The following is a 24,062-nucleotide window of genomic DNA, read 5'->3' as shown; positions in this document are numbered from 1 at the left end:
GGGCTCCATGGCAACACCCAAACGTATCTACCTCGCCGGACCGGAGGTCTTCTTCCCCGCAGAAGAACACCAGGCCATCGTGGCTGAGAAAAAACGACTGCTGCTGGAATACGGTTTGGAGGGCGTAGACCCGCTGGACAGCGAACTGGCCTCTTCCGACAGCGAGACGAAATTCAGACTTGGCCACCGGATCTACCGGGCCAACCGAGAACTGATGGACAGCTGCGATGCCATCATCGCCAACCTCACCCCGTTCCGGGGCATCAGTGCCGACCCGGGTACGGTCTTCGAAGTCGGCTACATGATCGGACAGGGAAAGCGAGCCTTCGGATTTACCCTGGATAACCGGTACTACCGGGAACGGGCAGGCGGCACCGACCTGGACGATCTGGGACACAGCATTGAAGACTTTGAGATGAGCGACAACCTGATGATTGAGGGCGGCATCTACGGCTCAGGTGGCCAGCTCTTCGTGGCCGACCAGCCGGGCGAGCATCCCTTTTTCTCAGCGGAGCTTTTCCGTCGATGCGTGCAGTCGCTTGCAAGCGCCTGAGACTACCGGTTTTGCGAAGCATGTATCTGCGTGGATTGCTCGGCGATATCACAATACTCGCCCCGGAAATACAGCAATGGCCGGGAGGCTGTGGTTTCCTTCACATTCAACGCCCTCACTTCGCCAATCACGATCAGGTGATCCCCTGCCGCATGTTCAGCGTGGATCTCGCAATCCAGCCAGCGCAGGCTACCGGGGATGATCGGGTTGCCCAGTGGCGATGCCTGCCACTGAACGTCCTTCCATTTGTCGGCGCCCTGGCGGGCAAACAGATTGGAAATTGCTTCCTGCTCGGCGGAGAGGATATTGACGGCGAATCGACCGGCCCGGCGAATCCGCGGATAGCTGAAGGAGCTGGTCTTCACGCTGAATGACACCAGCGGCGGGTTCATCGACACGCTGTAGAACGACTGGCACGTAAAACCAACCGGTTCGCCCTCATCGAGAGATGAAATCACCGTGATACCCGAGGCGTAGTGCCCGAGCGCTTCGCGAAAGCGCGCGGGTTCGATAACGCTGCTGGTAGACGATAGGGTCATCAAATCCGCACTCATTGGAGACTTCCCGTCACCGAAAGCTCGCGCCTGACAATATCAGCGCCGGCACTCAGCGCTCGCAGCTTGCCGCTGGCCACACGGCGGGACAGAGGCGTCATGCCACAGTTGGTGCAGGGATAGAGCTTGTCGACATCGACAAACCGGAGCGCCTTTCGGAGCGTCTCGGCCACCTCTTCCGGCGTTTCGATGGTATTGGTGGCGACATCAACCGCACCCACCATCACTTTCTTGCCCCGGATCAGCTCAATCAGCTCCATCGGCACGTGCGAATTCTGGCATTCCAGTGAAATCAGATCGATATTGGAGGTTTGCAGCCTGGGGAAAATCTCTTCGTACTGTCGCCACTCGGACCCAAGCGTTTTCTTCCAGTCGGTGTTGGCCTTGATCCCGTAGCCATAGCAGATGTGCACGGCGGTCTCACAGTTAAGCCCTTCAATGGCCTTTTCCAGGGCAGCGATGCCCCAGTCATTCACCTCATCGAAAAACACGTTAAAGGCGGGTTCATCGAACTGGATGATATCCACGCCGGCCGCTTCCAGCTCCCTGGCTTCCTGGTTGAGTATCTTGGCGAACTCCCAGGCCAGCTTCTCGCGGCTTTTGTAATGGGCATCGTACAGCGTGTCGATCATCGTCATGGGGCCAGGCAGTGCCCACTTGATCGGTTGATCGGTCTGTTCTCGCAAGAACCGGGCGTCGTCTACGAACACCGGCTTCTGGCGACTCACAGCACCGACCACCGTGGGCACGCTGGCATCGTAGCGATCACGAATTCGAACGGTCGCGCGCCTCTCGAAATCAACGCCGTCGAGGTGTTCGATGAAGGTGGTTACGAAGTGCTGGCGCGTCTGCTCGCCATCACTGACGATATCAACGCCAGCCAGTTGCTGGTCCTGCAATGACGCCCGCAAGGCGTCCTGCTTGCCCTCAACGAGTTCTTCACCCTGCAGCTTCCAGGGTGACCAGAGTGTCTCGGGCTGAGCAAGCCAGGCCGGCTTTGGCAGACTGCCCGCGGTTGAAGTAGGTAACAGTTTTTTCACGATGGCTAACCTATGGGTTCTTGGTGATCAAAGCGCGTAATCAGGCACGTAGTTGGCAGACCACTGCTCCAGGATGGTTCGGTAAGGTTTGATGAGACGCTCCTCAGCAAATCTTCCCTGCTCAACCGCCAGCTCGCTGCGCTCCTCGCGATCGTAAACAACGTCTGTGCGCGAGTGATCACGGTTTTTCAGATCCGGTTGATAATGCTCGCCTGCTGCTGAATGGGCGTTGTAGATCTCTGGTCGATAGATTCGCTGAAAGGTTTCCATGGTGGCGATGGTGCTGGCCAGCTCAAGATTGCTGTAGTCGTTCAGCAGATCACCGAAGAAATAAAACGCCAGAGGCGCGACGCTGCCTGCAGGCATGAAATACCGAACCTCCAGCCCCATCTTCCGGAAATACAGCTCGGTTAAGGAGGAGTCGTTGGGCTGGTATTCAACACCCAGCACAGGGTGCTGATTGCCCGTGCGATGATAGGTTTTGCTGTCCGAAACGCTGAGGCAGATAACCGGCGGCTTGCCGAAATTCTGCGTGTAAGCTTTTGAATGCACGAAATGCTGAAAGAGCTTTCCATGCAGATCGCCAAAATCCTCGGGCACGCTGAATCCGGATTGATGCCGGTTGTGCTCCAGCAGCCGCACACTGAAGTCATAATCGCGCAGGTAGGAGGAGAAATTATTGCCGACAACGCCTTCAATGCGCTTGCCGGTTTTGCGATCAACGATGCTCGTTTGCAGCACCTCTATCGCCGGGAAGGTGTCGGCCTGGTGTTCAACACCCACGATCATGTCAACGGAAACGATATCAAGCTGGACTGAATAGCGGTTGCCTTCGGGGTTATCCCAGTGCGCCAGAGCGTTGAAACGATCATCAATCATCGTCAACGCGTTGTGCAAATTCTCCCGGCGCTTCTCTCCCCTGGCCAGATTGGCAAAGTTGGTGGTAATGCGCGTGTTCTGCGATGGACGGTAGCTTTCATCGAAACGAAGACGCTTGATGGCGAATGTGAACTCGTTGTTCATGACGACCCGGTATCCTGATTCCTGAGATAAAACCTGAATTCATTGGCTGCCTCTCACCGTCGCCGTTCAGTCGGCTGCGGTTGAGACTGAAATCTATGCTAGGCGCATGAATCAATGAATAAAAATGATTTAATCTCATTCACCCATTAATCCGAATCATGGATTGGTGCGAATCAGTCTGGCCTGTATTTTTGACCTTCCAGAGAATTTAATGCTTCGCCTTGCTCACCACTTCCTGCGCTACCGGCTCACCGGTTTTACCGGCAAGAATCCGGTCGGCATTAAGTGAGGCAATGGGCACCCGGGGATCCCTGGGCACGGCGCCACTCAGTTGCAATTCAAGATAGCGCAGCGCGCAAACCCGCAGGAAGGACGTGAAGTTGCCGAGGTCGTGGCCGGCATCAATGGACTCGTGGTAGAGGCGGGTGATCATCTGGGGAAGGTTCATGCCGTCGCGCTCGGCCAACTCCGACAGTACCTGCCAAAAGGCGTTTTCCATCCGCACGCTGGTGACCATGCCATCAATGCGCAGGGAGTGGGTTCGGCTGACCCATAGCTCCGGATCGGCGTTGATGAAGAGCTTGCACATAACAGCCTCCCTGGACGCGTTGTGGGGCCGGTAGGCCGGCCCCTGCCCTGTTACTGCTCCAGTAACTTGAAGAACTGCGCCAGCCAGGCCGGATGGGCGGGCCACGCGGGCGCTGTTACCAGATTAGCATCGGTGACGGCCTGATCAACCTCGATACCAGCGAAGGTTCCGCCGGCCAGTTCCACCTCCGGCTGGCAAGCCGGGTAAGCCGAGCATTTCCGTCCCTCGAGAACGCCAGCCGCTGCCAACAACTGGGCACCGTGGCAGATCGCCGCAACTGGCTTGTTGGTTTCAAAGAAATGGCGAACCAGCTTCTGCACATCCTTGTTCAGGCGCAGATACTCGGGGGCACGCCCGCCGGGCACCACCAGGGCGTCGTAATCAGCCGGGTTGATCCCTTCAAAGTCCGCATTCAAGGCAAACCGATGACCCGGTTTTTCAGAATAGGTCTGGTCGCCCTCGAAGTCGTGGATGGCAGTGGCCACGGTATCGCCCGCCTTCTTATCCGGGCAAACGGCATGCACCGTGTGACCAACGGCCTGCAGCGCCTGGAATGGCACCATGGTTTCGTAGTCTTCGGTGAAATCACCGGTGATCATCAGAATCTTCTTCCCGCTCATGGCTTTTCCTCCGCTCATGGCTGTCTCCTTGTGTTTGTTTTGCCAGGTCCGGAAACAGTAGCAGCGGGGCTAATGGAGCGGGTATTAAGGGGTTACTACAGGTTTCGCCGTTTGTGCCCGTCGCCGAATGCGAAATGTATCCGGGCGACGAAACCTGAGCCTTTTCCCAATCACGGTCATCACATCGAGGTTTTATCCCCGTCGGACATTTCATCTTTTTTCATGGTGTCTTTGTTCATATGGTCCTTCTTCATTCCCTCATCCATCATGCCATCGGTCTTCATCCCGTCATGCATGGTATCGGTCTTCATTGAGTCCTTGGCCATGCCGTCATCTTTCATGTCGTCATGCATCATGGTCTCGTCCATACCCTTGCTGTCCTTAGCCATGTCGTCTGCGTGGGCCGGGGCCATCAAGGCCAGGGTGGTACCAAGTGCCAAAAGAGTGGCTGTCAGCTTTTTCATTGTGCATTCTCCTTGCTGGAAACAATTTGTGTTCGACACTGCCCGGCTCCTGAGTCGGAGCCTGCAGCGCCAGAATGCAGGATAAAAAGGAACGCTTACGCGGCCGTCACGGCCCGGTCAAAAGTCGGTAAAGAAGAGATCACAAAACCTTCACGGGGAGAACCAATCCAGCACCCAAGGCGTAATCGCCTGCAGCGTTCTAACCCAACGTGGATACGATAATACCGCGTTAACACCAACAGCCTGCAACGGAGCTTTTTAATGAACTACCAACACGCAGTTGTAGAAGTAAAGGGAGACGTGGCCACCCTGCTCTGCAACGGCTGTGGCATCAAGATCGCAGAAGGCACCAGCCACGAGGACCGCGAGCATTACTGCACGATGTGCATGAGCGGTAACTGCAAAGCAAAATTTAAAACGGATGACTAGACGAAATTGTTCCGGCCTTGGCCGCGTTATCGATATCTTCTGATAAACGTGTTCAGCTCTGACTGAAATTCAGGATTCTGCATGACCGCGTTGACCTCATTGATCACATCCATAGCGGAGGGATGCTGCCGCGAAACACCAATGTGGAAGGGGATCCGGGAGTTCGGAATGAAATCAACCTGGCGAACTCTCAGCTTCTCCGAATAGCCAAGTTGTTGAGCGATGTATCGGGCGTCTTCGGCGGGCTGCACCATGAAATCGCCCGCCTCCCGCAGCATAAGAAGATGCATCATCGCTTTCATATCCCGGCCCGGCTCGCGTTCCAGATAGCCGGGAATATTGTCCTCTTCCCACCGGGAGCCCCTCTCGACGATCACCGTCAGACTGGACAAATCAGCAAAGCTGGTAGCCGATTCGATCAGGTCACTGTTGGGGTTGTCTGCCGAGTAAACCAAATGGCCAAAGTCCTGCGTGAAGAGTGGTTGGTCTGAAAAGACGGCGTATTCCTTTCGCTCCTCCGACGGATAGGTAAGAAGGCCATCGGCAAGGCCGAGTCGCACGTTGTACTGTGCCCTGGCCCAGGGCAGCACCACATGTTCCGTGGTGTAGCCGGGAATAAAACTGAAGGCGAGCTGCACCAAATCCGGAAATAGCCCGACGGCCCTGTCATCGAGCGAGGAGCTATAGGGCGGTGATTTGTCGCCGAACGCGAATGTCAGATTGCTACTTGCTAACGAGACACCGGGCAAAGCAAGCAAAACAACCATGAATGTGCGGCAAAGCGCCGCCGACAATCTTTCTAGACATTGCTTTTTCGCCAAGGTTACCTCTGAGGACATCTGCGCCTCTTATCAGGGATCCATGTAGACACCCGGTCGATATCATCGGCCCATTCTATGTCGTTCAATCCTCCGAGGAATAGGCCTACTGCCCCTAAAGCCGCTCAATGGCCTTAAGTAGCGAGCTGAAGGCTCTCGAAAAGCTGCGCTCAGCCATTCGATCCATCATCCTTCCAAGTAAGGGCACCTTCACAGAACCCTCGGAAATCCAGATCACACGTGTCTGTTCACCTTCGGGCTTCAAAAAAATCTCCCCCTTCGTGTGCTGAACGCGAAACGGGCTGGATTTCTCGATGCGATAGTCCATACGGTTTGGCCTCTCAAACCGCGTAATTCGTTCAGTCAGTTCAAGCTTGCCGGCGCCGATCACCCGGAGCGCACCGGTGCCATTTTTTTCGTCTTTTCCCTCTTCAACCAGCAAAGACTTGCTCACCCCAGGGAACCGATCGTAACGAGCATGGTCAGCGATGGCCTCAAAGACCGTGTCGATATCCATCCCAAGCACGCGCTCGACGTGAATGCGAAACATAGTTACTCCTCAAAAATGCGCTGACCAGAACGATACGCATACGATTCCTCAAAAGAATGGGTTTTCTTCCATTTTTTGATACCTTCGTGAAAATCGAAAGGCGGAGCTGATTCGCCTCTGTGAACGAGCGAGCACCGATGTCTGAACCATCCCTACTTCAAACCCTGCTGGACACCCTGCCCCAATGTGGCCGCGTGGAATGGATTGGCATCCGACCTGCCCGCGGCGAACCCGTGGAGGCACGCGACAGCGTGGCGGTAACGATTGGCAAGGGCCTGGAGGGCGACCGATTCAAGGGTCGAGAAACCAGCAAACGACAGGTAACCCTGATCCAGCAAGAACACCTGCATGCCATTGCCTCGTGTCTGCAACGCGAGGCCATCGCACCCGAGGTTTTCCGGCGCAACATCGTCGTCTCTGGCCTGAACCTGCTGGCCCTGAAGGGCAAACAGTTCCGAATTGGCAATGTGGTGTTGGAATATACCGGCCTTTGCCATCCCTGCAGCAAGATGGAGACTGCGCTTGGGCCCGGCGGCTACAACGCCATGCGCGGGCACGGCGGAATCACGACGCGGGTGGTTGAAGCGGGTAGCATTGCCCTTGGGGACGATGTCCAGGCCTGTCTGTGAAATAGCTATTCAGAAGAGTACGAGGTCATCGTTTCACAGACCTTCAGCAACCTATAGTGACGACATCCAAGCCCGATCAAGTTCCTGCGGCCTGCTCCACAGCGGCGTCTATTGTCTCGATGGCCTGCCGGAGGACCCGTTCAGACTCCCCATGCTTGCCCTCCTTGTGAAGCGACTCGCCCTTCGCACGGAGTTTCGCAACTTCAGCCTTTGTGCTTGCGTCCAGATCCGCCGACTCCATCTGAGAGTCGACCTCCTTCATTAACGCGGGGCACTGGCCACTGAGAGCCGGTGCGGAAAAAAGCAGCGTTACGAGTAAAACCAGAAGATAGCGCATGATTGTTCTCCCTTCTTTGCACCCATCCTCTTAACAGCATAGTCGGTCCACAGAAAAGAAGGAGGTGATCCTGAGAGTAGACTATTTCGCCGGCAATTCCTTGATGTAAACGTCTTGCTGTGGAAACGGAATGGTGATGCCTTCCTGCTTGAATCGGCGCCAGATCGCCAGGTTGATGTCCGAGCTTACGCTTCCGAAACCCGCTTGCGGGTCGGCGACCCAGACCCGGGCCTCCAGATGAATGCCGTGGTCGCCGAACGTTGTTAACCGGCATACCGGCTCCGGATCCGCAATCACTCGCGGGTGCTCGCGGGCGATATCAAGAATAATGGCCATCGCACGCTCCACGTCATCACTGTAGCTCACCGACACCGGGATCTTCAGGCGCACATTGGGATCTGAATAAGACCAGTTGATCACCTCAGTGGTAATCAGGTTTTCGTTGGGAATGAGGGTATCCACACCATCGCGGTTGCGAACCACCACGTAGCGGGCATGCAGCGCGACCACCCAGCCGAACTTCTCACCAATGCTGATCACATCACCGGGGCGAATCGAGCGGTCGAACACAAGAATAAACCCGCTGATGAAATTGCTGGCAATCCGCTGCAGGCCGAAGCCAATTCCCACACCCAGCGCACCGCCAAACACCGCGAGCGCCGTAAGATCTATGCCGACGAGATTAAGAACAGACAGAGCCGCGACAGTGATCAGCACCAGCTTGGCGACTTTGGAGAACCCCACGGCCGCACCGGCGCTCAGATACGGCAACTGGGTCAGTCGCCGATCGATAATGCCCGAGAGCCAAATGGCAACAACCAACACCAGGCCCATCAGCAGGATTAGCTTGACGATCGCCAACAGGGATATGCGCAGCTCACCCACGGAGAAGGCCAGGCTATCCATGGCCTCAAGCAACCCGGGGAGCAAGCCCACGAGATGCAGGCCCACCACCAGCCAGATGAGGGTACTGATGACATTCTCCGAAGCCTTGACCAGGGGGCCGCTTCGCATGCCCTTGCGCAACATATACACCAGGGTGCGGATCAGGGCGAACGAGATCAGCAGCGGGACCGCCAGATCCAGGGCCCAGTAGGCCTGGTTAAGCGCGGCAAGCAACACGCGCCCCAGCAGAACCAACATCAGCATCGAGACGGGAAAGGCAAGGCGCTGGAGGGCACGTTGCGTCAGGTGGCGCACGCCCTGGGAGTCCGCAGCGGTGCGCCGGGCAACAAGGCGATGCAGATAGAACGCAGCCGTCCCCGCAATCACCAGAACTGCTCCCTGCGGGAGGACATCCCGCAAACCTATTTCCTGTATGGCAACCAGCAAATCGTGCCAGCTTTCCACCATCGCCAACTCCCTGGTAACGAGAACTCAGAGACCAGCCGCCTTTGGCAGCGTTCAGCCTCTCCTCAGTATAGGCCCCCAACAATAAATCTGTTCCGGTCTTCGAACGCCTCCCATGATTGGGATAATCATCCCACCCCGTATAAACTCTCCTTCGGTAACCTGAAAGCCGGCAAGGAGGCGACTGCCCCACCGGCCCAACGGGGAATTCAAAGGGCCATCAGGTGACATTGGCAATGAATGAGACTACCGAAGATAAAACAGCGTCAGCGCCGCCACCTCAAAAGGAAGGCTTCAGTGGCTTGCACGTCTTTGGCATTGTACTGCTCACCATCGTTGCCACCGTAGGCGTGGGTTACTGGTGGCTCAGCCACTATGTCTTTCCCGATAATTTCGAGCCGGTAACCCTGAATGCCAGCGAACAGAATTCACTCAACACCAAGCTGAATACCCTCGGCATTGATACCCAAGTCGGTGGATCTGGCGGTCCGTTAAAGCCGGAGCCCTACAGTGAGGAAGGCGCCAGCCGGGAGGTTCGCTTCAGTGAGCGGGAACTCAACGGGATGCTGGCCAATAACACCGATCTGGCGCAAAGACTGGCCGTGGATCTTTCGGACAATCTTCTAAGCGCCCTGCTTCTCGTACCTCTTGAAGAGGACTTCCCTGTACTCGGCGGCCGAACCCTGCGAGTGAATGCCGGCGTAGAGCTCTCCTTCGCCAACGGGCGACCCTTGGTGAAATTAAAGGGTGTCAGCCTGATGGGCGTCCCCATCCCGAATGCCTGGCTGGGCAACCTCAAGAATGTGGACCTGGTTAACGAGTTTGGCGCTAATCCGGGGTTCTGGCAGTCCTTTGCGGCAGGGGTGGACTATATCCAGGTCGAAGATGGGCAGTTGCTTGTTCGGCTCAAGGAATAGAGCCTGACGCGTTCCCCTTAGTCACTTCTGTGTCATAAGCTCATAAGGCCGCTCCAGCGCCTGCCGCGCAAACTCCGCATCCGGCCAGAACAACAGCCAGCCGAGTACCGCAAGATTTCACGAGATTTTACTCCGATTACCTGCCCAGTTCATAGCAAGCTCACCAATGCTCAGCTACCATGGCTCGCCGCTGGAAGCTCCGGCTTGTCGGCAGGAAATAACTCAAAATAATCAATTAAGTAAGAAGGAATCTACTGTGCGAAACGCAAGGATCCTGGCAGTGCTGGCTGCCCTGTTGTACCTCACCGGCTGCGCCTCTGGCGCCAAAATGGGCAACATGGTGTATGAAGGGCCATTAAAGGCCTATGACACAGCCCTGGAAGATAATGTGGACGTCACCAACGTTTCCGGCGGCGAAGAAACAAACCCTGCATGGACCTCGGAGATAGATAACGACGCCTTCGCAGGCGCCCTGAAACAAACCCTGCAAAAACAGGGATTGCTGTCTGGCACCGGTCGCTATCAGCTGGAAGCGCTCCTGCTGGAAGTTGACCAACCCATGTTCGGGCTGGACTTCGAGGTAACCACCCACGTGAGATACATCCTGAATGACCGCGAAAACAACGGCGCCGTGGTTCTCAACGAAACGGTCGTTACCCCCTACACCGCCACCATTGGCGATGCGTTCGCCGCCATCAAGCGACTAAGGCTGGCCAACGAAGGATCCGGAAAAGCCAACATTCAGGGGCTGCTCGACAAACTCTCCGAACTTCGAATCCAGCCCGGCAACATTTCCCTGGCGCAATAACTCCTCGGGAATTCAGCACCAAGACAAGGAAGCATCATGAAGTCTTCACTACTCCTTACACTGGCCGCCATTGCGTTTCTATCTACCGGCTGCGCGTCGGTGGTCTCCGGGACCGACCAGAAACTTACCTTCAACAGTGAGCCTGAAGAAGCCACTGTTACGGTTTCCGGCCGTGTGCTCGGTAAAACCCCGCTGACTGTGCCGGTGGACCGGGGCTCCAACCAATCCATTACCTTTGAAAAGGAAGGCTACGAGACTTACACCGCTCAGCTCTCCACCACAACCAACCCGTGGTTCTTCGGTAACATCGTGATTGGGGGGCTACTGGGCTCCACAACTGATGGTGTATCCGGTGCCATCCACGAATTTTCTCCCGACCAGTACTTCGTCACTCTTAAGCCTGACACCCCTTCCGGAATATCGACCTCCAAACCGCGACAGATCAAGGAAATCATCATCGCGTTCAGTGGAGAGTTTCGGCACCAGTTGGCGAGCGGCGGCGGTGAAAAGGTGGACACCATCGTGCAACTGCTGGGCGTCGATGCCTCGGAGAAAGAGACCACCATTCGGGCACTGAACCGGCTTGCGCTGGCGAATGAGAACGATCTTGAGCTGGCCAAAGCGATTATTGAGGTTTACGAGGTTCGGTAAAGGGAATCTCATGAAGCCGGGGGGCATCCATGGCGCAAGCGCCCTGCCCCCTCGCGTTTCAGCAGTTGCCCTTTTTCGCCTGGCCCCGCTCTCCCCCAAAGACCTTCGTATTCAATAACCGCAAACCCCTGTCACAAAACTCACCACCCGGGCTTTAACTTTATTTGCATATGTCGTATCTATTGGCAGTTATTCAGGGATAGATAGGAAGCGACATTGGATGTTGGAAACATACCCCCGTTTTACCTCCCGTGCTCCCTTGAAATTACCTGAATGCAGACACGCGCGTCTGGAGCGGTCCGCAAAACACTGGGCCCCAGGCATCAAGCATTTGAGGAAATCTGAGAGGGAAGCATGAGTAAACAGAAATTGATCGGGCGTTGCGCTTTAGTCTCCAGCTTGGCGCTACTGACCGCATGCGGTGGCGGTGGCGGCGGTGGGAGCGGCGTGCGCGCAGAGCCAACTCTCTCCCTTGACTCAAGCGGCTACGCGGGCAAAACGATTGAGATTTCCTCGTCCACGAACGTCAACAACGTGAACCAGCTTTCGGCTGATATAAACGGCGCTTTTGGTTTGCTTGAGGATCTTCATGAATCTCTTTGGGATCAGAACGGAGGGGTATCGGGAACAGCCAATTGTGATGGAGGTGGCACGGCCACCGTCACCTACGCGGGCAAAGACTGGAATATAGATGAACGCTGGTCGTTCAATGACTGCGTCGTTTCCACCTTTAGCCACGGCGACGTCCTGCTCAATGGCACTTTCCGGTACGTTGATACTCTCACCGGCGAAACGGCGACCAGCGAAAGCTGGAAGGGGTATGAAAGCTATAACATCACCGGTGAGCTTAAAAACAGCGGCGAACCGTTGACCGTAAAAGGTCGCAGCGACTGGGATCAACTATTCCGCTGGGAAAACGACTCGGCAAGCGGCCGTTTTGTTGACACCATCGAAGCCTTCGAGCTGAAGGTCGGCAACCATTACATCGCTCTCACCAATACCGAGACACGCCTGGAAGGCACGGAGTCTAACCTTGAATACTCAATGGCTGGCACGCTGATCGGCTCTGCAATTCAGGGACATGTTCAGGTATCGACCCCCACTCCGGTGAGCCTCTCTGTCAACGAAACCTGTCCAACTGAGGGAATCATCCGTGTTGCCAGTGATGGTTCTGCGGAAGTTCGATATGGCAGCAGTGCGGCTGGCACAGCAGGCGCCGTAGCTGTATGGATAGATGGCCAGATTGTTGAGAGCCATGCCGACTGCAACACCGTTGGCTTTGTACCGATCCTTTGATCAGTGGCGGCGAGGACTATGCTCCTCGCCATCCATTATCACATCCAAATTATGACATGCGCCCGGCTCTCTCCAACCGCTCGCTCACCCATTTGTGATACAGCTTCGCCAGCGCTGGCCGAATCACCGGCAAACCAATCAGCCAGGCAAGCGGTTTCAGCAGCCAGACCCGCGACATCAACAGGATATAGGCATCCAGTTCCCGGTGGATGTTGCCCTGGCCATCCTCCACATGGAGCTCCTGAAGCGCGGCTTGCGGGTCTATACCCCGTTCCTTCAACGCCTCATCACGGCCGGTGATATCCACCCATTCCACCGATTCGCCGGTCCTACCCGCGAGCCGCTCATAGAGCCTGCGATCCTTGACACAGCTCGGGCAGGCGCCATCGTAGAACACGCGAAGCTGATTGCCTGGTGCCGTCATCGCCCTCTCCCTTGTTTGCATCGCATTCATCTAACTACACGATAAAACAATGTGTGGCTCCCGTTAACCGTTGGGATCCCAGGGCATGACCCGCGAGAGGTTGTACCATCGCTCTGAAATTCCAAGGGCGTTTCGATCATTGTCTGGCTCGCATGCTTGAAGGTCGAGAGTCTCGGGATAGTTCATTGCTTCAGGATCAAACCGGCAGTTCAATAATCTCACCAACCACACCGTCTTCATTCACCTGCAGCCGCCCTACCGTGATTGGAAGCTTAAAACGCCGGGGCCCGGCGCCGCCCGGATTGAAATAAAGCACATCGCCAACCCACTCATTGCGGGGTTTGTGGGAATGGCCGGCGATCACCACGCGGTAACGGCCTTGCGGATCGAATTCGAGGGTTTTGACGTCGTGAAGCATGTAAAAGGCATGGCCGAGAAATTCCAGATCCTGAGCATCAGGGAGCGTCGCTGCACGGCCTGCTGTATCGATATTGCCGCGGATAGCAACCAAAGGAGCGATGACCTCCAGTGCTTCCAAAACCTCATCCCGCCCCACGTCACCGGCATGGAGGATCAGATCCGAGCCCTCCAGAGCTTCCAGGGCTTCGGGACGCATTTTGCTGTGGGTGTCTGCGATTACCCCGATTTGCATATTTACGCCTCGTTCAGTCTCTCAGTCGACCTAACTGGCCCGTGCGCGTGGCCAGGCAGATAAGCGTTGCTATAGTGAAACAAGCTCGCCTCATTCCCATAGTGGCGACATCCAGTGCAAACGTACAACCCATGGCAGGAGTTTCCCATGCCCACTTACACCGTCACGGTCGCAAACCTGCCTCTGTCGCCGCAGCAGAAATCACAGATCGCCGAGGCCATCACAGCGGCCCACAGCGCCCAAACCGGCGCTCCCCGGTTCTTTGCGCAGGTTCTGTTTTCTGCGGCCAATGAGGGCAACCACTTTGTAGGTGGCAGAGTGAACACCGCGCCTCAGGTGTATGTGCACGGTTTGGTCCGGGAGGGTAGACGCATTGAGATTAAACAGGCCCTGATGAGCCAGATGCTTGAAGAAATCGGCCAAATCCTGGACATCTCATATGAAGATGTCTGGATCTATCTGCAGGACCTTCCGGCCACCCAGATGATCGAGTTTGGGCGGTTTTTGCCAGCGCCGGGCGATGAAGCTGAGTGGGAAAAGGGAATGTCTCCGGAAAAGCGGGGCAGGTTACCCAAATAACCGCACTATTAGATCTGACCCGGTTTTCACTCGAGTTCCTCGTAAGCAGATATAAGCTCCCTGGAATTTAACGCTAAGCACACTTGCACCGCGCCAGTGGCGTCCGGTGCCACGCCTTGTTCGATGTTTCATGCCGTGCGCTTAGCATACTCTTCACGCCAGCTTTTGAGGGAAGCCATATCAGCCATAAGATCTTCTGGTTCCGGCAGCTCCACGGGAGACTCTGTTGGTTGAGAGTGTTCAAACCCGGAGTATTTCGTCATGAGCGAATCAAGGAAATGGCAATCTGCATCTCTTAACTTTGCCAGATCCTTAATCTTCAAGGAATGGACTGGACGTTGGAATCTCTGAACCACCCCGCAAAGTAGATCATTTTCAATAGATCGCTCTACCAATGTGCGAAAGTCGCTACACATTGACTTTAGCAAGATTTCAGCATGCTCAAATTCGCCATTCTCGCTCGCTTTCTTTGCGTCTTGGTATCGCTGATTCATAAGGCTGTTAAGGGCGGACTTGATATCACTTTGCGAGAGCGGAATGGGTGCCGGCTCACCTGTGCCCCAGCCTGCAGGGCGAATGCTAACTACGTCCGTCTTGATAGATTTTTTTTCGGCAAAATGCTTGATAGTTCCGAGTAAGGACAGCCGGTGAGTAAAAACAATCACCTGCTTGTCCTCAGAGAGCTCAATCAGCCTTTTGACTACAGCCTCCTCATAGGTCTGGTCAAGCGATGATATTGGATCATCGAAGACAAATGGGGCTTGGTTGGTCTTGCCTGTCACATCGGCCAAAAATGCTGCAATTGAAACGATCCGGCTTTCTCCCTCACTCAGGACTTCAGCGAGGCCGCCCTGATAGGCATCTTGAAGCTGGAGCTTATGAAGGACTCGGCCCTTGGAGACCTTTGCTTTAACAAGCTCAACCTTAACTTGGGAGGCGCCAAGAGCCTTAAGCTCAGAGTTAAATCTCTGAACGAACGCATCTGTTATCAAAGCTTCTGCCAATTCACCCTTTTTCTGAGACAGTGCCCTGGTGTTGGTCAATTTCTTGGCCTTCTGGATTTGGTTCAGCAGCTTCAACCGCTTTACTTCATCGCTAATGGCGGATCGATGCTCAGACAACCACTTTCTAGTCTGCAAGCTATTCAATTTTTTATTAATATCTGCCCGATTGTCGCTTTTGGCATCCTCATCATATTTTGCCGCCAACTCTCCAAGGCTCTTCGCCTGAGCCTGTAGCTGTTCTATCCATTGCGGCGTGCTAAGGGGATCGGGAATGGCTTCTTCAGAATCGATCTCCGGAAGCTTATCTTTTCTGATCTGCAATTGACGAAAGAATTCGGCCACTTGGCTGGCGATTTCATCTTGTGCAATACCTGCCGCATCAATCCTCGTCTTTAGCGTCTCCGAGGTCGGTAACAACTCGATAGTCTGACTGGCCAACTCATATTCTTTGGCAGCATCGATTGCGGCTTTCTGTAGTTCACCCTTCACGAAACTTTCAAAGGACGTTAATCGGTTCTTGGCCTCCTCGGTCAAGGTCTGATGGCATAGAACACACCGGGAACCATCGGAAACATTCGGGTAGTCGATCCCTTGATAGGCACCCGATAGGGAGTAGTTCCGGGCAGCTTCCCAAAGTTCCTGCCAGACATCAGACCCAATGCCGTCAAGCTCACTATCGGAAAATACCTTCTCTGCTGAAGCGTCAGCCGCTGCCTTCTTGAGGATCGACTTCTTTTTGGCAGCAATGATCCGTCTGCAGTTTTCTTCTGATAGTTGCTCAAGACACCTCAGGGCATCTCCGAAAAGGGTTTCTATATGTTGTTTCTGTTTCCTGAGTTGCTTCGCTTTCTCAGCCGGTGCCTGTTCGGTAAGGCGCAGTTGTAGCGTATGCATCTCTTTATTGTCGCTACTGTTAAATGTGCAATGTTTGTCGATGTCCTGGGTAGTGGCTTTGGCACTTAGCGATTCGTACCATTTACCTTCTGGAGTTACTTTCTTGTCAGCGGGAATATTCGGCTTTTTCGACTGTTGCTGATTGGCCTCGGAGTCCAAAGCTGATGCAACCTTTTCACATACGAGTATGAGCGAGCTGAAAAACGATAATACTGGCGGCTCATAGCTCACCTCGTCTTCGCTGCCGACAAAGACCTTGCCAAAGGACGTGTCGAAAATATCAACACTATTGAGCTCATCGCAGACACCTTGGCCTGACCACTTATGGCTCTTCTTTATCCCGTCCTTTTCATACGATACGCAAGCCTTTTGTCCGGCGGAGTCGGGCTCATAAACATTGCGATGAAGAGTCTCCGTCTCGCGGGCACCGCATATATGTTTCAGGAGCCTGACGTAGCCGGACTTACCAGAGCCGTTATTTCCATAAACAGTCGTGATATTGCCTTTACCAAACTCAAGTGGTTTTTTGGGAGCAAGAGCATTAACACCTTCAACATCACTGATTGAACATAAACGCAGTGTGCCTGCAGTGCCCTGGGAAAATGCAGAGCTGGGAAAGGAACAACTCGGTTTAGACAACGTCCCGTCTGCGTCCTTCCGACACATAGTTACGAGTTCAGAGATGTCTTGATTGCTAAGCTCAGAGTTCTGAAGAAGCCGAGTTGCCGCGATCTGAAGCCACTGAGGGCGGTCTGAAAACCATTTAGTCAGGGTGCTTTCCGTATTATTCATGCTTATATTGTTTCCCTACTTGGTAATAACGTTTTTTAAGTTTTTACATCAAACGCCTTGCTCACCGAGCAGACGGTAGCGAGTCCGGTTCAGCTACTTGTTTTTATTGCTGTGAACCTTACTCATGTGCTTGCGCAATCTTTTCTTTAAAACCTTACAGTTACATATGCTGCATTGAACCAACTCCTGACGAGACAACTTTCGCTTCTTTGCTTTGTTATCAGTTTTTACTATGGGAGGCGGCACAAAATATGTGTGTTTTTCAGGATCATACAAGGTAAAAACATATTCTGACTCATAAAATGGCCATATCAATTCCTTTTCCCGTTCTAAAACACATAGCTTTCCCAATAAGAATCCGGCATTATTCTTTACTCGGACTTCATCAGTGTCCGGCCGTCCAAAATCCAACACAATATCTGTATAATTCCTATTTGGTTCCACCCAGGTTCTTTTAACGATCCCGATTTCGGCGTTGGCGTATTTTTTCAGCTCTTCTGCTTCTTGATTCGTCACCAAAGCTGATTCATAAAGACCTGCAGCTTTCTCTTCAGAATAAAAACAGCCATGTTTATACCATGGCCAACCCAAAGGAGGGTCTAACCATACACTTCCTCCATTGTGCCGAACGAAGAATATCTCATCTCCGCACTCAGGACAGGTAGTGCCAAAGCACGCACTGTTATCCGCGGTATTGTAGCCAGAATAATCGTTAACTCTTGAACTTGAGACAACACACCCACCGTCAAAATGCATTGGAATGCATTTTCCTTTGACGTATCTAAATTCAACTGGGTTTCCACATTTGCTACATACGCCCACACTCCCCCCCTGGATGCCAACGCCATGGCTCTGCGGCGCACCGGAGCGCCAGCGTAGGTACGTCCGACAACAGCCAATTGTTAGGATTTTGTCCCATCAACTTCAAAAAATATTTCATCCAAGTCAAAAAATTCATCTGCTGAATATTTCAACGCGTGGTTCAACCCACTTGAAAAGGCAGCAACCCACACCTGCTTACCTTGCCGGGAAATCTCTTCGATCAACGGGATATAATCTCCATCGCCACTGAATATGAAAATCACGTCAAATTTTTCCTGACGCGCATGCCTCAACGCATCTACTGTTAAATTGATATCAACACTTTTCGTCTTAGCTTTTTTTGTTTCTTTTTTGTAAACCTTTGGGAATAGACTTCCACAAAACTCAGAATCATCTTCACCTTCGGGCGACGGGTGGAATTGATACTCAATATTTGAGATCTTCTCCCTTATATTATTTAGTTTAACGTCATCGCCAACTACAGTTTGATAATACGACAACCTAGTAAAGTCACATAAAGCCTGAGTTGTTACCTTAGGGTGCCAGATTAATACATCTTTCATATGTTTCACTTGGCTACGGGGCACTTTGCCTTCAGAAACCATTGCTTGGTATCTAGCAACAAGATTTTCTCCATCGACAAAGCCAATTACGTGATGTGTCATTTACTGATCCTAACAGTGATTAGATATCGCGCTTCGTTATTGAAATCATTTGAAAGCTTCGTCACTGCAATAACGAAGTACCAACCATCCCCCGGCACTTGGGAAATGCCTTACAGCCAAAAAGTTCCTTCCCAATATTCTCTCCACGCTTCACCGTGCGCTTTACCATCTCACCCTGGCACTTCGGACAAAGTGGCTCACTGATTTTCTTCGCCGCAATCTCCTTCACATGCGCCACGTGCTTCCGGTGATTTCTGAACGTAGCCGCCAGCCGCCCGGATTCAATGGTTTCGATCACCTTCTGAACCTCAGCGTCAGACAGCCGCTGCTCGGTTTGGGCTTTGATATAACGGACATACCCACCACCGTGAGTCACGTTCTTCGGCATGGGCGTTTTGAATGTAGAATCCCCCACAAAGACCACTACCGAAAACACTTGCTCATCACCCAAGTCCAACAGGTTTTGCAGTGTCTTAACGTGTTTGTAGTTCTGATGCAGCGGGTTCTGAAATTTCTGCGAGTACTTGAATATCTTCTGGGTCCAATACCGCTGTTTGGCGTTACCGAAGATCCAGCCCTTCATGTTCTTCGTTTCCACCACAAAGACCCCGTACTGAGAAACGATGATGTGGTCGATCTGGGTGGTGCCGTCTTCCGTGGGCAGGGTAACGTTCTTGATGAGGTGGTAACGGGTTTTATCGAGAGAGAGTTTGGCGGAGAGATTAACCACTGCTTCCCCGGCTCTGCCTTTGAACCAGGGCGATTTGATAACCGCCGCCACGATAAGCAGTGGAATCAGATACCAAATCTCGTTCTGAATGTTGTTCTGGAGGGCGTGCAGTAGCTGGGTGTAGTCCATCCGTCATCCTTAACAGCGGCGTTTATACTATTCTTATAACGACACACTAGCCTAATCCTTAGGAAACTTCCTACCCGCGAGACGTAAAATTTAGTAAACCCGATACAACAAAAGCCGCCCGGTTTCCCGAGCGGCTTTGTTGTCTGCTTTCTGGTCGTCTAAACGTGCGTATCAGGCAGCCGCCAGATACGCCCCCGCAACCGCCAACACACCACCAACCCCACGACTGAACCGGCTATCCGCGTTCAGCATCAAGCTACCCAGCCCACGGCCGGCGCAGGTGATCGCCAGCGTAGCGATGGAGAACCCGGCCAGGTAAGCGGCGAGTGTCGCACCTGCAGGCATTTCAGCACCATGCGCAAAGCCGTGGAACAGCATGAACGCACCAACCAGAGTACCGCCCACAGCCGTGGGCAATTTCGCCAGTGTGGCAATCAGGATACCGGCGACCAGCACGGAGAAAGTAATCCCGGTTTCCACGCCCGGCAGGGTCAGGCCACCCCAGGCGAGGGTGGCGCCGAGGATCATGCCGCCGATCACGAAGGCCGGGGTGGCGTTTTTCATGTGCTTGCTCTGGCGCACACTCCAGAAGCCGATGGCGGCCATGGCCAGCAGGTGGTCCAGGCCCAGCATGGGGTGCAGCAGGCCGCTGGTGAAGCCGCCTTCGGCGTGGCCGGAGTGGGCCATGGCTGTGGCGGAAGCAGTCAGCAGCGCGGCAGCGGTGAGGAGTTTGGCTGTGAGTTTCATGGTTTTCTCCTGATGGTTCTCAAGTCGTTCGAAGTCGGTTGGCTCAAGCGGTTTCCGCCAATTTTTCAGGCCGGCGTTCCGGCAGCATGCCCCGCTCCAGAATGAAGCTGATGATCGTCTCCAGCCCTACCCCGTCGTACAGGTTGGTGAACACGAAGGGGCGTTCGCCGCGCATTTTCTTGCTGTCCCGCTCCATCACGTCCAGGGAGGCGTGCACCTGTTCGGCGATGTCGATCTTGTTGATGATCAGCAGGTCGGATTTGGTGATGCCGGGGCCGCCTTTGCGGGGGATCTTGTCGCCGGCGGAAACGTCGATCACGTACAGGGTGAGATCGCTCAGTTCCGGGCTGAAGGTGGCGGAGAGGTTGTCGCCGCCGGATTCCACCAGCACCAGTTCCAGGTTCGGGTGGCGGCTTTGCAGGTCGTCAATGGCCGCCAGGTTCATGGAGGCGTCTTCGCGGATGGCGGTGTGCGGGCAGCCGCCGGTTTCTACGCCGAGGATGCGGTCTGCGGCCAGGGCTTCGTGGCGCAGGAGGAAGTCGGCGTCTTCCCGGGTGTAGATGTCGTTGGTCACCACGGCGATGTCGTAGTGGTCCCGCAGGGCTTTGCACAGCTGGCGCAGCAGCGCGGTTTTACCGGAGCCAACCGGGCCGCCGACTCCAACTCTCAGACAATGTGTCATGGCAGATCTCCTCAATTGTTATTCAGCTTCTGAAAAGCCGTGAATACTGTGTTTCGTGTAAGGCACTTCCGAGCGCCAGTCCCGGCAGGATGGGCCCGAGTTCGTGATCGTCTCGCTCCAGGGCAGTGTCCACCGCCGCCACCAGTTGCGGGCGCAGCTGTTCGATGATGCGTTGCGCGGCGGTATGCCCCAGGGGCAAGGCTTTGCAGGCGACGGCGAGCTGGTTTTCCAGCCAGGCCCAGGCGAAGCCGAGCAGCGTCTGGCGCACGGGCACAAACCGTTTGTGGGCGGCCCAGGCAAACATGGTGATGTAGCCCGGCTCTTCCGGAATAAGGTGTGGCTCTGGCAGCAGCTCGAGGTTGCGCAGCAGGGTGACGAGAGCGCCGCCGAGGCGGGTGTCTTCGTCGCTCAGTTCGGCGGTTTCCCGTGTGGCGTGCAGCCAGTCGTTCCACTTTGCCAGCGTGATGGCATCACCTTCGGCCCACGCGGTCAGCAAGCGCGCCAGCAGCGGCAGTTCGCAGCGGCTGAGGCCGTCTTCCAGCAAGCCTTCAACCCACTCGGCCAGTTCGGCTTCGTTGTTCACCCAGCCCAGTTCGAAGGCGCTTTCCAGGCCCTGGGACCAGGCGAAAGCACCGATGGGCAGTGCCGGGCTCACCAGTTGCATCAGGCCCAGCAGGGCCAGATCGCCAGCCGGGGCCGCGCCGGTTTCAGTGGGTGTGCTTGTGACTGTGGCCATGGCTATGCCCGTGATCGTGGTCGTGTGAATGGCTGTGCCCGTGGGAATGGCCGTGGCTGTGACCGTTTCCGTGGGAATACCCGGCCTGGGTGTAGGCGCCGGGTTCCGGATCGAACGGGGCGGTGTGGTGAATCAGCGTGGCGCCGAGGCGCTCCGCCAGTTCTTCCAGCACGTGGTCCGGGGTGATGCGCACATAGGCGCCCTTGTCGTCCATGCCGATGGCCAGAGTCACGTGGCGGTTGCCCAGGTGGTAGCACAAACGCGCCAGGGGTTGGCCGTTTTCGATGCGGGCGGTCACCACCTGCTCTTCCGCCGCTCGGACGCGGATGATCTCGCCAGTTCTGGCCTGCAGCAGGTCACCGTCACGCAGTACCGGGCCGCGGTCGAGAAACAGGCCCACGTCCACCTTGGTTTCGGTGGTGGCCCGCAAGCGGCCACGGATGCGCAGTTCGTAGGGCAGGATCAGGTTGTCGAGAATCTCGGAGCTCTCGATCCCGGCCGCTTCCTGTTCACTCAGTCGTTTTGTCAGTTCCAACATAGTCTTTCTCCAGTGCCCGGCTCAGAACAGATGGTAACGTTGGGCCAGGGGCAGTTCGGTGGCGGGCTCACAGGTGAGCAACTCGCCATCTGCGTGTACTTCGTAGGTTTGCGGGTCCACGGTGAGGTGCGGGCACGCGTCGTTCAGTTTCATGTCGCCCTTGCGCACTTCCCGCACGCCCTTGCAGGCAGACAGCGGGCTGTCCAGGCCCAGCTCCTTGCCAATATCGGCATCCAGCGCGGCCTGGCTGACAAAGGTCAGGCGGGTGGCACTGGCGGCTTTGCCGAAGGCGCCGAACATGGGGCGGTAGTGCACAGGCTGGGGCGTGGGAATCGAGGCGTTCGGGTCGCCCATGGGCGCCGCTGCGATCATGCCGCCCTTGATGATGCAGGCGGGTTTCACGCCGAAGAACGCCGGGCTCCAGAGCACCAGGTCCGCCAGCTTGCCCACTTCCACGGAACCCACTTCATGGGCGATGCCGTGGGTGATGGCGGAGTTGATGGTGTACTTGGCGATGTAGCGTTTGGCGCGGAAGTTGTCGGCGCCCAGTTCTTGGTCTTCCGGCAGCAAGCCGCGCTGCACTTTCATCTTGTGGGCGGTTTGCCAGGTGCGGCAGATCACCTCGCCCACCCGGCCCATGGCCTGGGAGTCGGAGGAGATCATGGAGATCACGCCCATGTCGTGCAGGATGTCTTCCGCTGCGATGGTTTCCCGGCGGATGCGGGAATCGGCGAAGGCCACGTCTTCCGGGATGTTCGGGTCCAGGTGGTGGCACACCATCAGCATGTCCAGATGTTCGTCGATTGTGTTAACGGTGTAAGGCCGCGTGGGGTTGGTGGACGACGGCAACACGTAATCCTTGGAGCACGCGGTGATGATGTCCGGGGCGTGGCCGCCGCCGGCGCCTTCGGTGTGGAAGGTGTGAATGCAGCGGCCCTTGAAGGCGGCCAGGGTGTCTTCCACAAACCCGGATTCGTTCAGGGTGTCGGTGTGGATGGCCACCTGCACATCGAACTGGTCCGCCACTGTCAGGCAGTTGTCGATGCTGGCCGGGGTGGTGCCCCAGTCTTCGTGCAGCTTGAGGCCGATCACGCCCGCTTTCACCTGCAGTTCCAACGCTTCCGGCAGGCTGGCGTTGCCCTTGCCGAGGAAGCCGATGTTCATGGGCAGGCTGTCCACGGCCTGGAGCATCTTGCCGATGTGCCAGGGGCCCGGGGTGCAGGTGGTGGCGTTGGTGCCGGTGGCCGGGCCGGTGCCGCCGCCGAGCATGGTGGTGATGCCGCTCATCAGGGCTTCTTCCACCTGCTGGGGGCAGATGAAGTGAATGTGGGGGTCGATGCCGCCCGCGGTGAGAATCTTGCCCTCACCGGCGATGATTTCGGTGCCCGGGCCGATGACGATGGTCACATCTGGCTGAGTGTCCGGGTTGCCGGCCTTGCCGATGGCTGCGATGCGGCCTTTCTGGATGCCCACGTCGGCTTTCACGATGCCCCACCAGTCGAGGATGAGGGCGTTGGTGATCACGGTGTCCATCACGGCGGCGTCGCAGCGCTGGCTCTGGCCCATGCCATCACGGATGACCTTGCCGCCGCCGAATTTCACTTCATCGCCGTAGTGGGTATGGTCCTTTTCCACCTGGATCCACAGCTCGGTATCGCCCAGGCGAACCCGGTCGCCCACGGTGGGGCCGTACATGTCGGCGTACGCTTGTCTGGAAGTTTTCATGCCTTGCCCTCCAGCTTGCCCATCACTTCCTGGCGGAAGCCGTAGATTTCCCGGTTGCCTGCAAACGGAATCAGGGTCACCGAGCGGGTCTGGCCGGGCTCGAAGCGGATGGCGGTGCCGGCAGCCACGTCGAGGCGGTAGCCGCGGGCTTTGGCTCGGTCGAAATCCAGCGCCGGATTGGCCTCGGCGAAGTGGTAGTGGGAGCCGATCTGCACCGGGCGGTCGCCGGTGTTGGACACGTCGAGCTCGATGCGTTCACGGCCGGCGCAGAGTTCGATGTCGCCGTCCTGGATCTGGTATTCACCGGGGGTCATG

30 protein-coding genes are annotated in these 24,062 nt (G+C 55.6%); 8 read left to right on the top strand and 22 right to left on the bottom strand.

Annotated features, from left to right (window positions below; all coding sequences use genetic code 11):
* The first annotated feature begins 7 nt into the window (after window positions 1-7).
* Entirely contained in the window at window positions 8-553 is a 546-nt protein-coding gene (locus ABNF92_RS15035) for a nucleoside 2-deoxyribosyltransferase (protein ID WP_349342606.1), read from the top strand.
* A 2-nt stretch (window positions 554-555) separates the two neighbouring features.
* Here ABNF92_RS15035 and ABNF92_RS15030 read toward each other — a convergent pair whose 3' ends face one another.
* The 6 genes from ABNF92_RS15030 to ABNF92_RS15005 form a co-directional block, all read right to left on the bottom strand.
* Entirely contained in the window at window positions 556-1,092 is a 537-nt protein-coding gene (locus ABNF92_RS15030; RefSeq protein ID WP_349344099.1) for a flavin reductase family protein, read from the bottom strand.
* An 11-nt stretch (window positions 1,093-1,103) separates the two neighbouring features.
* On the bottom strand, window positions 1,104-2,147 hold the full coding sequence (locus ABNF92_RS15025) for a methionine synthase (protein WP_349342605.1): 1,044 nt from the start codon (window positions 2,145-2,147) through the stop codon (window positions 1,104-1,106).
* Window positions 2,148-2,174: 27 nt separating this feature from the next.
* Window positions 2,175-3,170 carry a DUF1852 domain-containing protein gene (locus tag ABNF92_RS15020; protein ID WP_349342604.1) on the bottom strand — a complete coding sequence of 332 codons (996 nt, stop codon included), beginning with the start codon at window positions 3,168-3,170 and terminating at the stop codon, window positions 2,175-2,177.
* 208 nt (window positions 3,171-3,378) lie between these two features.
* A complete protein-coding gene (locus tag ABNF92_RS15015) occupies window positions 3,379-3,759 on the bottom strand; it encodes a ribbon-helix-helix domain-containing protein (RefSeq protein WP_349342603.1) in 381 nt (126 codons plus the stop codon).
* Between the two features lie 50 nt (window positions 3,760-3,809).
* A complete protein-coding gene (locus tag ABNF92_RS15010) occupies window positions 3,810-4,379 on the bottom strand; it encodes a DJ-1/PfpI family protein (RefSeq protein WP_153633848.1) in 570 nt (189 codons plus the stop codon).
* Window positions 4,380-4,558: 179 nt separating this feature from the next.
* Window positions 4,559-4,843: a hypothetical protein gene (locus ABNF92_RS15005; RefSeq protein WP_349342602.1), complete on the bottom strand. Its 285-nt coding sequence runs from the start codon at window positions 4,841-4,843 to the stop codon at window positions 4,559-4,561.
* A 261-nt stretch (window positions 4,844-5,104) separates the two neighbouring features.
* On the opposite strand from ABNF92_RS15005, the gene ABNF92_RS15000 reads away from it, so the two are divergent.
* A complete protein-coding gene (locus ABNF92_RS15000; protein WP_349342601.1) occupies window positions 5,105-5,272 on the top strand; it encodes a hypothetical protein in 168 nt (55 codons plus the stop codon).
* 26 nt (window positions 5,273-5,298) lie between these two features.
* Here ABNF92_RS15000 and ABNF92_RS14995 read toward each other — a convergent pair whose 3' ends face one another.
* Both ABNF92_RS14995 and ABNF92_RS14990 read right to left on the bottom strand, forming a co-directional pair.
* Window positions 5,299-6,111 (bottom strand): hypothetical protein, encoded by an 813-nt coding sequence (locus tag ABNF92_RS14995; protein ID WP_349342600.1) that lies wholly within the window; start codon window positions 6,109-6,111, stop codon window positions 5,299-5,301.
* Window positions 6,112-6,205: 94 nt separating this feature from the next.
* Entirely contained in the window at window positions 6,206-6,640 is a 435-nt protein-coding gene (locus ABNF92_RS14990) for an SRPBCC family protein (protein ID WP_291906374.1), read from the bottom strand.
* Between the two features lie 137 nt (window positions 6,641-6,777).
* On the opposite strand from ABNF92_RS14990, the gene ABNF92_RS14985 reads away from it, so the two are divergent.
* Entirely contained in the window at window positions 6,778-7,269 is a 492-nt protein-coding gene (locus tag ABNF92_RS14985) for an MOSC domain-containing protein (RefSeq protein ID WP_349342599.1), read from the top strand.
* A 76-nt stretch (window positions 7,270-7,345) separates the two neighbouring features.
* Here the strand turns inward: ABNF92_RS14985 and ABNF92_RS14980 are convergent, their stop codons facing one another.
* Window positions 7,346-7,606, bottom strand: a complete 261-nt coding sequence (locus tag ABNF92_RS14980; protein ID WP_349342598.1) for a hypothetical protein — start codon at window positions 7,604-7,606, stop codon at window positions 7,346-7,348.
* A gap of 81 nt (window positions 7,607-7,687) precedes the next feature.
* A complete protein-coding gene (locus ABNF92_RS14975; protein WP_349342597.1) occupies window positions 7,688-8,959 on the bottom strand; it encodes a mechanosensitive ion channel domain-containing protein in 1,272 nt (423 codons plus the stop codon).
* A 233-nt stretch (window positions 8,960-9,192) separates the two neighbouring features.
* Between ABNF92_RS14975 and ABNF92_RS14970 the strand changes: the two genes are divergently transcribed.
* The 4 genes from ABNF92_RS14970 to ABNF92_RS14955 all read left to right on the top strand — a co-directional run bounded on the left by ABNF92_RS14970 (window position 9,193) and on the right by ABNF92_RS14955 (window position 12,628).
* Window positions 9,193-9,873, top strand: a complete 681-nt coding sequence (locus ABNF92_RS14970; RefSeq protein WP_349342596.1) for an arginine N-succinyltransferase — start codon at window positions 9,193-9,195, stop codon at window positions 9,871-9,873.
* 256 nt (window positions 9,874-10,129) lie between these two features.
* Window positions 10,130-10,681, top strand: a complete 552-nt coding sequence (locus ABNF92_RS14965; RefSeq protein WP_349342595.1) for a hypothetical protein — start codon at window positions 10,130-10,132, stop codon at window positions 10,679-10,681.
* Window positions 10,682-10,717: 36 nt separating this feature from the next.
* Window positions 10,718-11,332 (top strand): PEGA domain-containing protein, encoded by a 615-nt coding sequence (locus ABNF92_RS14960; RefSeq protein WP_349342594.1) that lies wholly within the window; start codon window positions 10,718-10,720, stop codon window positions 11,330-11,332.
* A 354-nt stretch (window positions 11,333-11,686) separates the two neighbouring features.
* Complete coding sequence (locus ABNF92_RS14955; protein WP_349342593.1) at window positions 11,687-12,628, top strand: hypothetical protein; 942 nt, start codon at window positions 11,687-11,689, stop codon at window positions 12,626-12,628.
* A gap of 49 nt (window positions 12,629-12,677) precedes the next feature.
* On the opposite strand, the gene ABNF92_RS14950 is transcribed toward ABNF92_RS14955, so the two are convergent.
* Both ABNF92_RS14950 and ABNF92_RS14945 read right to left on the bottom strand, forming a co-directional pair.
* Window positions 12,678-13,052: a DUF393 domain-containing protein gene (locus tag ABNF92_RS14950; RefSeq protein ID WP_349342592.1), complete on the bottom strand. Its 375-nt coding sequence runs from the start codon at window positions 13,050-13,052 to the stop codon at window positions 12,678-12,680.
* A 196-nt stretch (window positions 13,053-13,248) separates the two neighbouring features.
* Window positions 13,249-13,704 (bottom strand): metallophosphoesterase family protein, encoded by a 456-nt coding sequence (locus ABNF92_RS14945; protein WP_349342591.1) that lies wholly within the window; start codon window positions 13,702-13,704, stop codon window positions 13,249-13,251.
* A gap of 147 nt (window positions 13,705-13,851) precedes the next feature.
* Between ABNF92_RS14945 and ABNF92_RS14940 the strand changes: the two genes are divergently transcribed.
* Window positions 13,852-14,283, top strand: coding sequence for a tautomerase family protein (locus ABNF92_RS14940; RefSeq protein WP_349342590.1), 432 nt, complete (start codon window positions 13,852-13,854; stop codon window positions 14,281-14,283).
* A 128-nt stretch (window positions 14,284-14,411) separates the two neighbouring features.
* On the opposite strand, the gene ABNF92_RS14935 is transcribed toward ABNF92_RS14940, so the two are convergent.
* The 10 genes from ABNF92_RS14935 to ABNF92_RS14890 all read right to left on the bottom strand — a co-directional run bounded on the left by ABNF92_RS14935 (window position 14,412) and on the right by ABNF92_RS14890 (window position 24,061).
* Entirely contained in the window at window positions 14,412-16,973 is a 2,562-nt protein-coding gene (locus ABNF92_RS14935) for an AAA family ATPase (protein WP_349342589.1), read from the bottom strand.
* 93 nt (window positions 16,974-17,066) lie between these two features.
* Entirely contained in the window at window positions 17,067-17,729 is a 663-nt protein-coding gene (locus ABNF92_RS14930) for a hypothetical protein (RefSeq protein ID WP_349342588.1), read from the bottom strand.
* A gap of 146 nt (window positions 17,730-17,875) precedes the next feature.
* The gene (locus tag ABNF92_RS14925; protein ID WP_349342587.1) at window positions 17,876-18,460 is read right to left on the bottom strand and encodes an NYN domain-containing protein; all 585 of its coding nucleotides are present in this window, start codon (window positions 18,458-18,460) and stop codon (window positions 17,876-17,878) included.
* Window positions 18,461-18,521: 61 nt separating this feature from the next.
* On the bottom strand, window positions 18,522-19,319 hold the full coding sequence (locus ABNF92_RS14920) for an NERD domain-containing protein (RefSeq protein WP_349342586.1): 798 nt from the start codon (window positions 19,317-19,319) through the stop codon (window positions 18,522-18,524).
* A 171-nt stretch (window positions 19,320-19,490) separates the two neighbouring features.
* A complete protein-coding gene (locus tag ABNF92_RS14915; protein ID WP_349342585.1) occupies window positions 19,491-20,066 on the bottom strand; it encodes a HupE/UreJ family protein in 576 nt (191 codons plus the stop codon).
* A 43-nt stretch (window positions 20,067-20,109) separates the two neighbouring features.
* Window positions 20,110-20,748: an urease accessory protein UreG gene (gene ureG, locus ABNF92_RS14910; protein ID WP_349342584.1), complete on the bottom strand. Its 639-nt coding sequence runs from the start codon at window positions 20,746-20,748 to the stop codon at window positions 20,110-20,112.
* Between the two features lie 22 nt (window positions 20,749-20,770).
* Entirely contained in the window at window positions 20,771-21,484 is a 714-nt protein-coding gene (locus ABNF92_RS14905; RefSeq protein WP_349342583.1) for an urease accessory UreF family protein, read from the bottom strand.
* On the bottom strand, window positions 21,456-22,022 hold the full coding sequence (locus ABNF92_RS14900) for an urease accessory protein UreE (RefSeq protein WP_349342582.1): 567 nt from the start codon (window positions 22,020-22,022) through the stop codon (window positions 21,456-21,458). The genes ABNF92_RS14905 and ABNF92_RS14900 overlap by 29 nt, the downstream gene beginning before the upstream one ends.
* 21 nt (window positions 22,023-22,043) lie before the next feature.
* Complete coding sequence (gene ureC / locus ABNF92_RS14895; protein WP_349342581.1) at window positions 22,044-23,747, bottom strand: urease subunit alpha; 1,704 nt, start codon at window positions 23,745-23,747, stop codon at window positions 22,044-22,046.
* Window positions 23,744-24,061 carry an urease subunit beta gene (locus ABNF92_RS14890; RefSeq protein WP_136631679.1) on the bottom strand — a complete coding sequence of 106 codons (318 nt, stop codon included), beginning with the start codon at window positions 24,059-24,061 and terminating at the stop codon, window positions 23,744-23,746. Before ABNF92_RS14890 ends, ureC begins: the two co-directional genes overlap by 4 nt.
* Window position 24,062 lies beyond the last annotated feature (1 nt).

This window comes from Marinobacter sp. MMG032, assembly GCF_040112695.1.
In the GTDB taxonomy this organism is placed as follows: Bacteria; Pseudomonadota; Gammaproteobacteria; order Pseudomonadales; family Oleiphilaceae; genus Marinobacter; species Marinobacter salsuginis.
Note: the sequence above shows the minus strand (reverse complement) of the source record. Positions and strands in the feature narration are given on the sequence as shown.

What these genes read in the sequence shown, in the direction of transcription:
- ABNF92_RS15035 (WP_349342606.1), top strand. Translation starts at nt 8, where the DNA reads ATGGCAACACCCAAACGTATCTACCTCGCCGGACCGGAGGTCTTCTTC.
- ABNF92_RS15030 (WP_349344099.1), bottom strand. Translation starts at nt 1,092, where the DNA reads ATGACCCTATCGTCTACCAGCAGCGTTATCGAACCCGCGCGCTTTCGC.
- ABNF92_RS15020 (WP_349342604.1), bottom strand. Translation starts at nt 3,170, where the DNA reads ATGAACAACGAGTTCACATTCGCCATCAAGCGTCTTCGTTTCGATGAA.
- ABNF92_RS15015 (WP_349342603.1), bottom strand. Translation starts at nt 3,759, where the DNA reads ATGTGCAAGCTCTTCATCAACGCCGATCCGGAGCTATGGGTCAGCCGA.
- ABNF92_RS15010 (WP_153633848.1), bottom strand. Translation starts at nt 4,379, where the DNA reads ATGAGCGGGAAGAAGATTCTGATGATCACCGGTGATTTCACCGAAGAC.
- ABNF92_RS15005 (WP_349342602.1), bottom strand. Translation starts at nt 4,843, where the DNA reads ATGAAAAAGCTGACAGCCACTCTTTTGGCACTTGGTACCACCCTGGCC.
- ABNF92_RS15000 (WP_349342601.1), top strand. Translation starts at nt 5,105, where the DNA reads ATGAACTACCAACACGCAGTTGTAGAAGTAAAGGGAGACGTGGCCACC.
- ABNF92_RS14995 (WP_349342600.1), bottom strand. Translation starts at nt 6,111, where the DNA reads ATGTCCTCAGAGGTAACCTTGGCGAAAAAGCAATGTCTAGAAAGATTG.
- ABNF92_RS14990 (WP_291906374.1), bottom strand. Translation starts at nt 6,640, where the DNA reads ATGTTTCGCATTCACGTCGAGCGCGTGCTTGGGATGGATATCGACACG.
- ABNF92_RS14985 (WP_349342599.1), top strand. Translation starts at nt 6,778, where the DNA reads ATGTCTGAACCATCCCTACTTCAAACCCTGCTGGACACCCTGCCCCAA.
- ABNF92_RS14980 (WP_349342598.1), bottom strand. Translation starts at nt 7,606, where the DNA reads ATGCGCTATCTTCTGGTTTTACTCGTAACGCTGCTTTTTTCCGCACCG.
- ABNF92_RS14975 (WP_349342597.1), bottom strand. Translation starts at nt 8,959, where the DNA reads ATGGTGGAAAGCTGGCACGATTTGCTGGTTGCCATACAGGAAATAGGT.
- ABNF92_RS14970 (WP_349342596.1), top strand. Translation starts at nt 9,193, where the DNA reads ATGAATGAGACTACCGAAGATAAAACAGCGTCAGCGCCGCCACCTCAA.
- ABNF92_RS14960 (WP_349342594.1), top strand. Translation starts at nt 10,718, where the DNA reads ATGAAGTCTTCACTACTCCTTACACTGGCCGCCATTGCGTTTCTATCT.
- ABNF92_RS14955 (WP_349342593.1), top strand. Translation starts at nt 11,687, where the DNA reads ATGAGTAAACAGAAATTGATCGGGCGTTGCGCTTTAGTCTCCAGCTTG.
- ABNF92_RS14950 (WP_349342592.1), bottom strand. Translation starts at nt 13,052, where the DNA reads ATGACGGCACCAGGCAATCAGCTTCGCGTGTTCTACGATGGCGCCTGC.
- ABNF92_RS14945 (WP_349342591.1), bottom strand. Translation starts at nt 13,704, where the DNA reads ATGCAAATCGGGGTAATCGCAGACACCCACAGCAAAATGCGTCCCGAA.
- ABNF92_RS14940 (WP_349342590.1), top strand. Translation starts at nt 13,852, where the DNA reads ATGCCCACTTACACCGTCACGGTCGCAAACCTGCCTCTGTCGCCGCAG.
- ABNF92_RS14935 (WP_349342589.1), bottom strand. Translation starts at nt 16,973, where the DNA reads ATGAATAATACGGAAAGCACCCTGACTAAATGGTTTTCAGACCGCCCT.
- ABNF92_RS14930 (WP_349342588.1), bottom strand. Translation starts at nt 17,729, where the DNA reads ATGCATTTTGACGGTGGGTGTGTTGTCTCAAGTTCAAGAGTTAACGAT.
- ABNF92_RS14925 (WP_349342587.1), bottom strand. Translation starts at nt 18,460, where the DNA reads ATGACACATCACGTAATTGGCTTTGTCGATGGAGAAAATCTTGTTGCT.
- ABNF92_RS14920 (WP_349342586.1), bottom strand. Translation starts at nt 19,319, where the DNA reads ATGGACTACACCCAGCTACTGCACGCCCTCCAGAACAACATTCAGAAC.
- ABNF92_RS14915 (WP_349342585.1), bottom strand. Translation starts at nt 20,066, where the DNA reads ATGAAACTCACAGCCAAACTCCTCACCGCTGCCGCGCTGCTGACTGCT.
- ureG (WP_349342584.1), bottom strand. Translation starts at nt 20,748, where the DNA reads ATGACACATTGTCTGAGAGTTGGAGTCGGCGGCCCGGTTGGCTCCGGT.
- ABNF92_RS14905 (WP_349342583.1), bottom strand. Translation starts at nt 21,484, where the DNA reads ATGGCCACAGTCACAAGCACACCCACTGAAACCGGCGCGGCCCCGGCT.
- ABNF92_RS14900 (WP_349342582.1), bottom strand. Translation starts at nt 22,022, where the DNA reads ATGTTGGAACTGACAAAACGACTGAGTGAACAGGAAGCGGCCGGGATC.
- ureC (WP_349342581.1), bottom strand. Translation starts at nt 23,747, where the DNA reads ATGAAAACTTCCAGACAAGCGTACGCCGACATGTACGGCCCCACCGTG.
- ABNF92_RS14890 (WP_136631679.1), bottom strand. Translation starts at nt 24,061, where the DNA reads ATGACCCCCGGTGAATACCAGATCCAGGACGGCGACATCGAACTCTGC.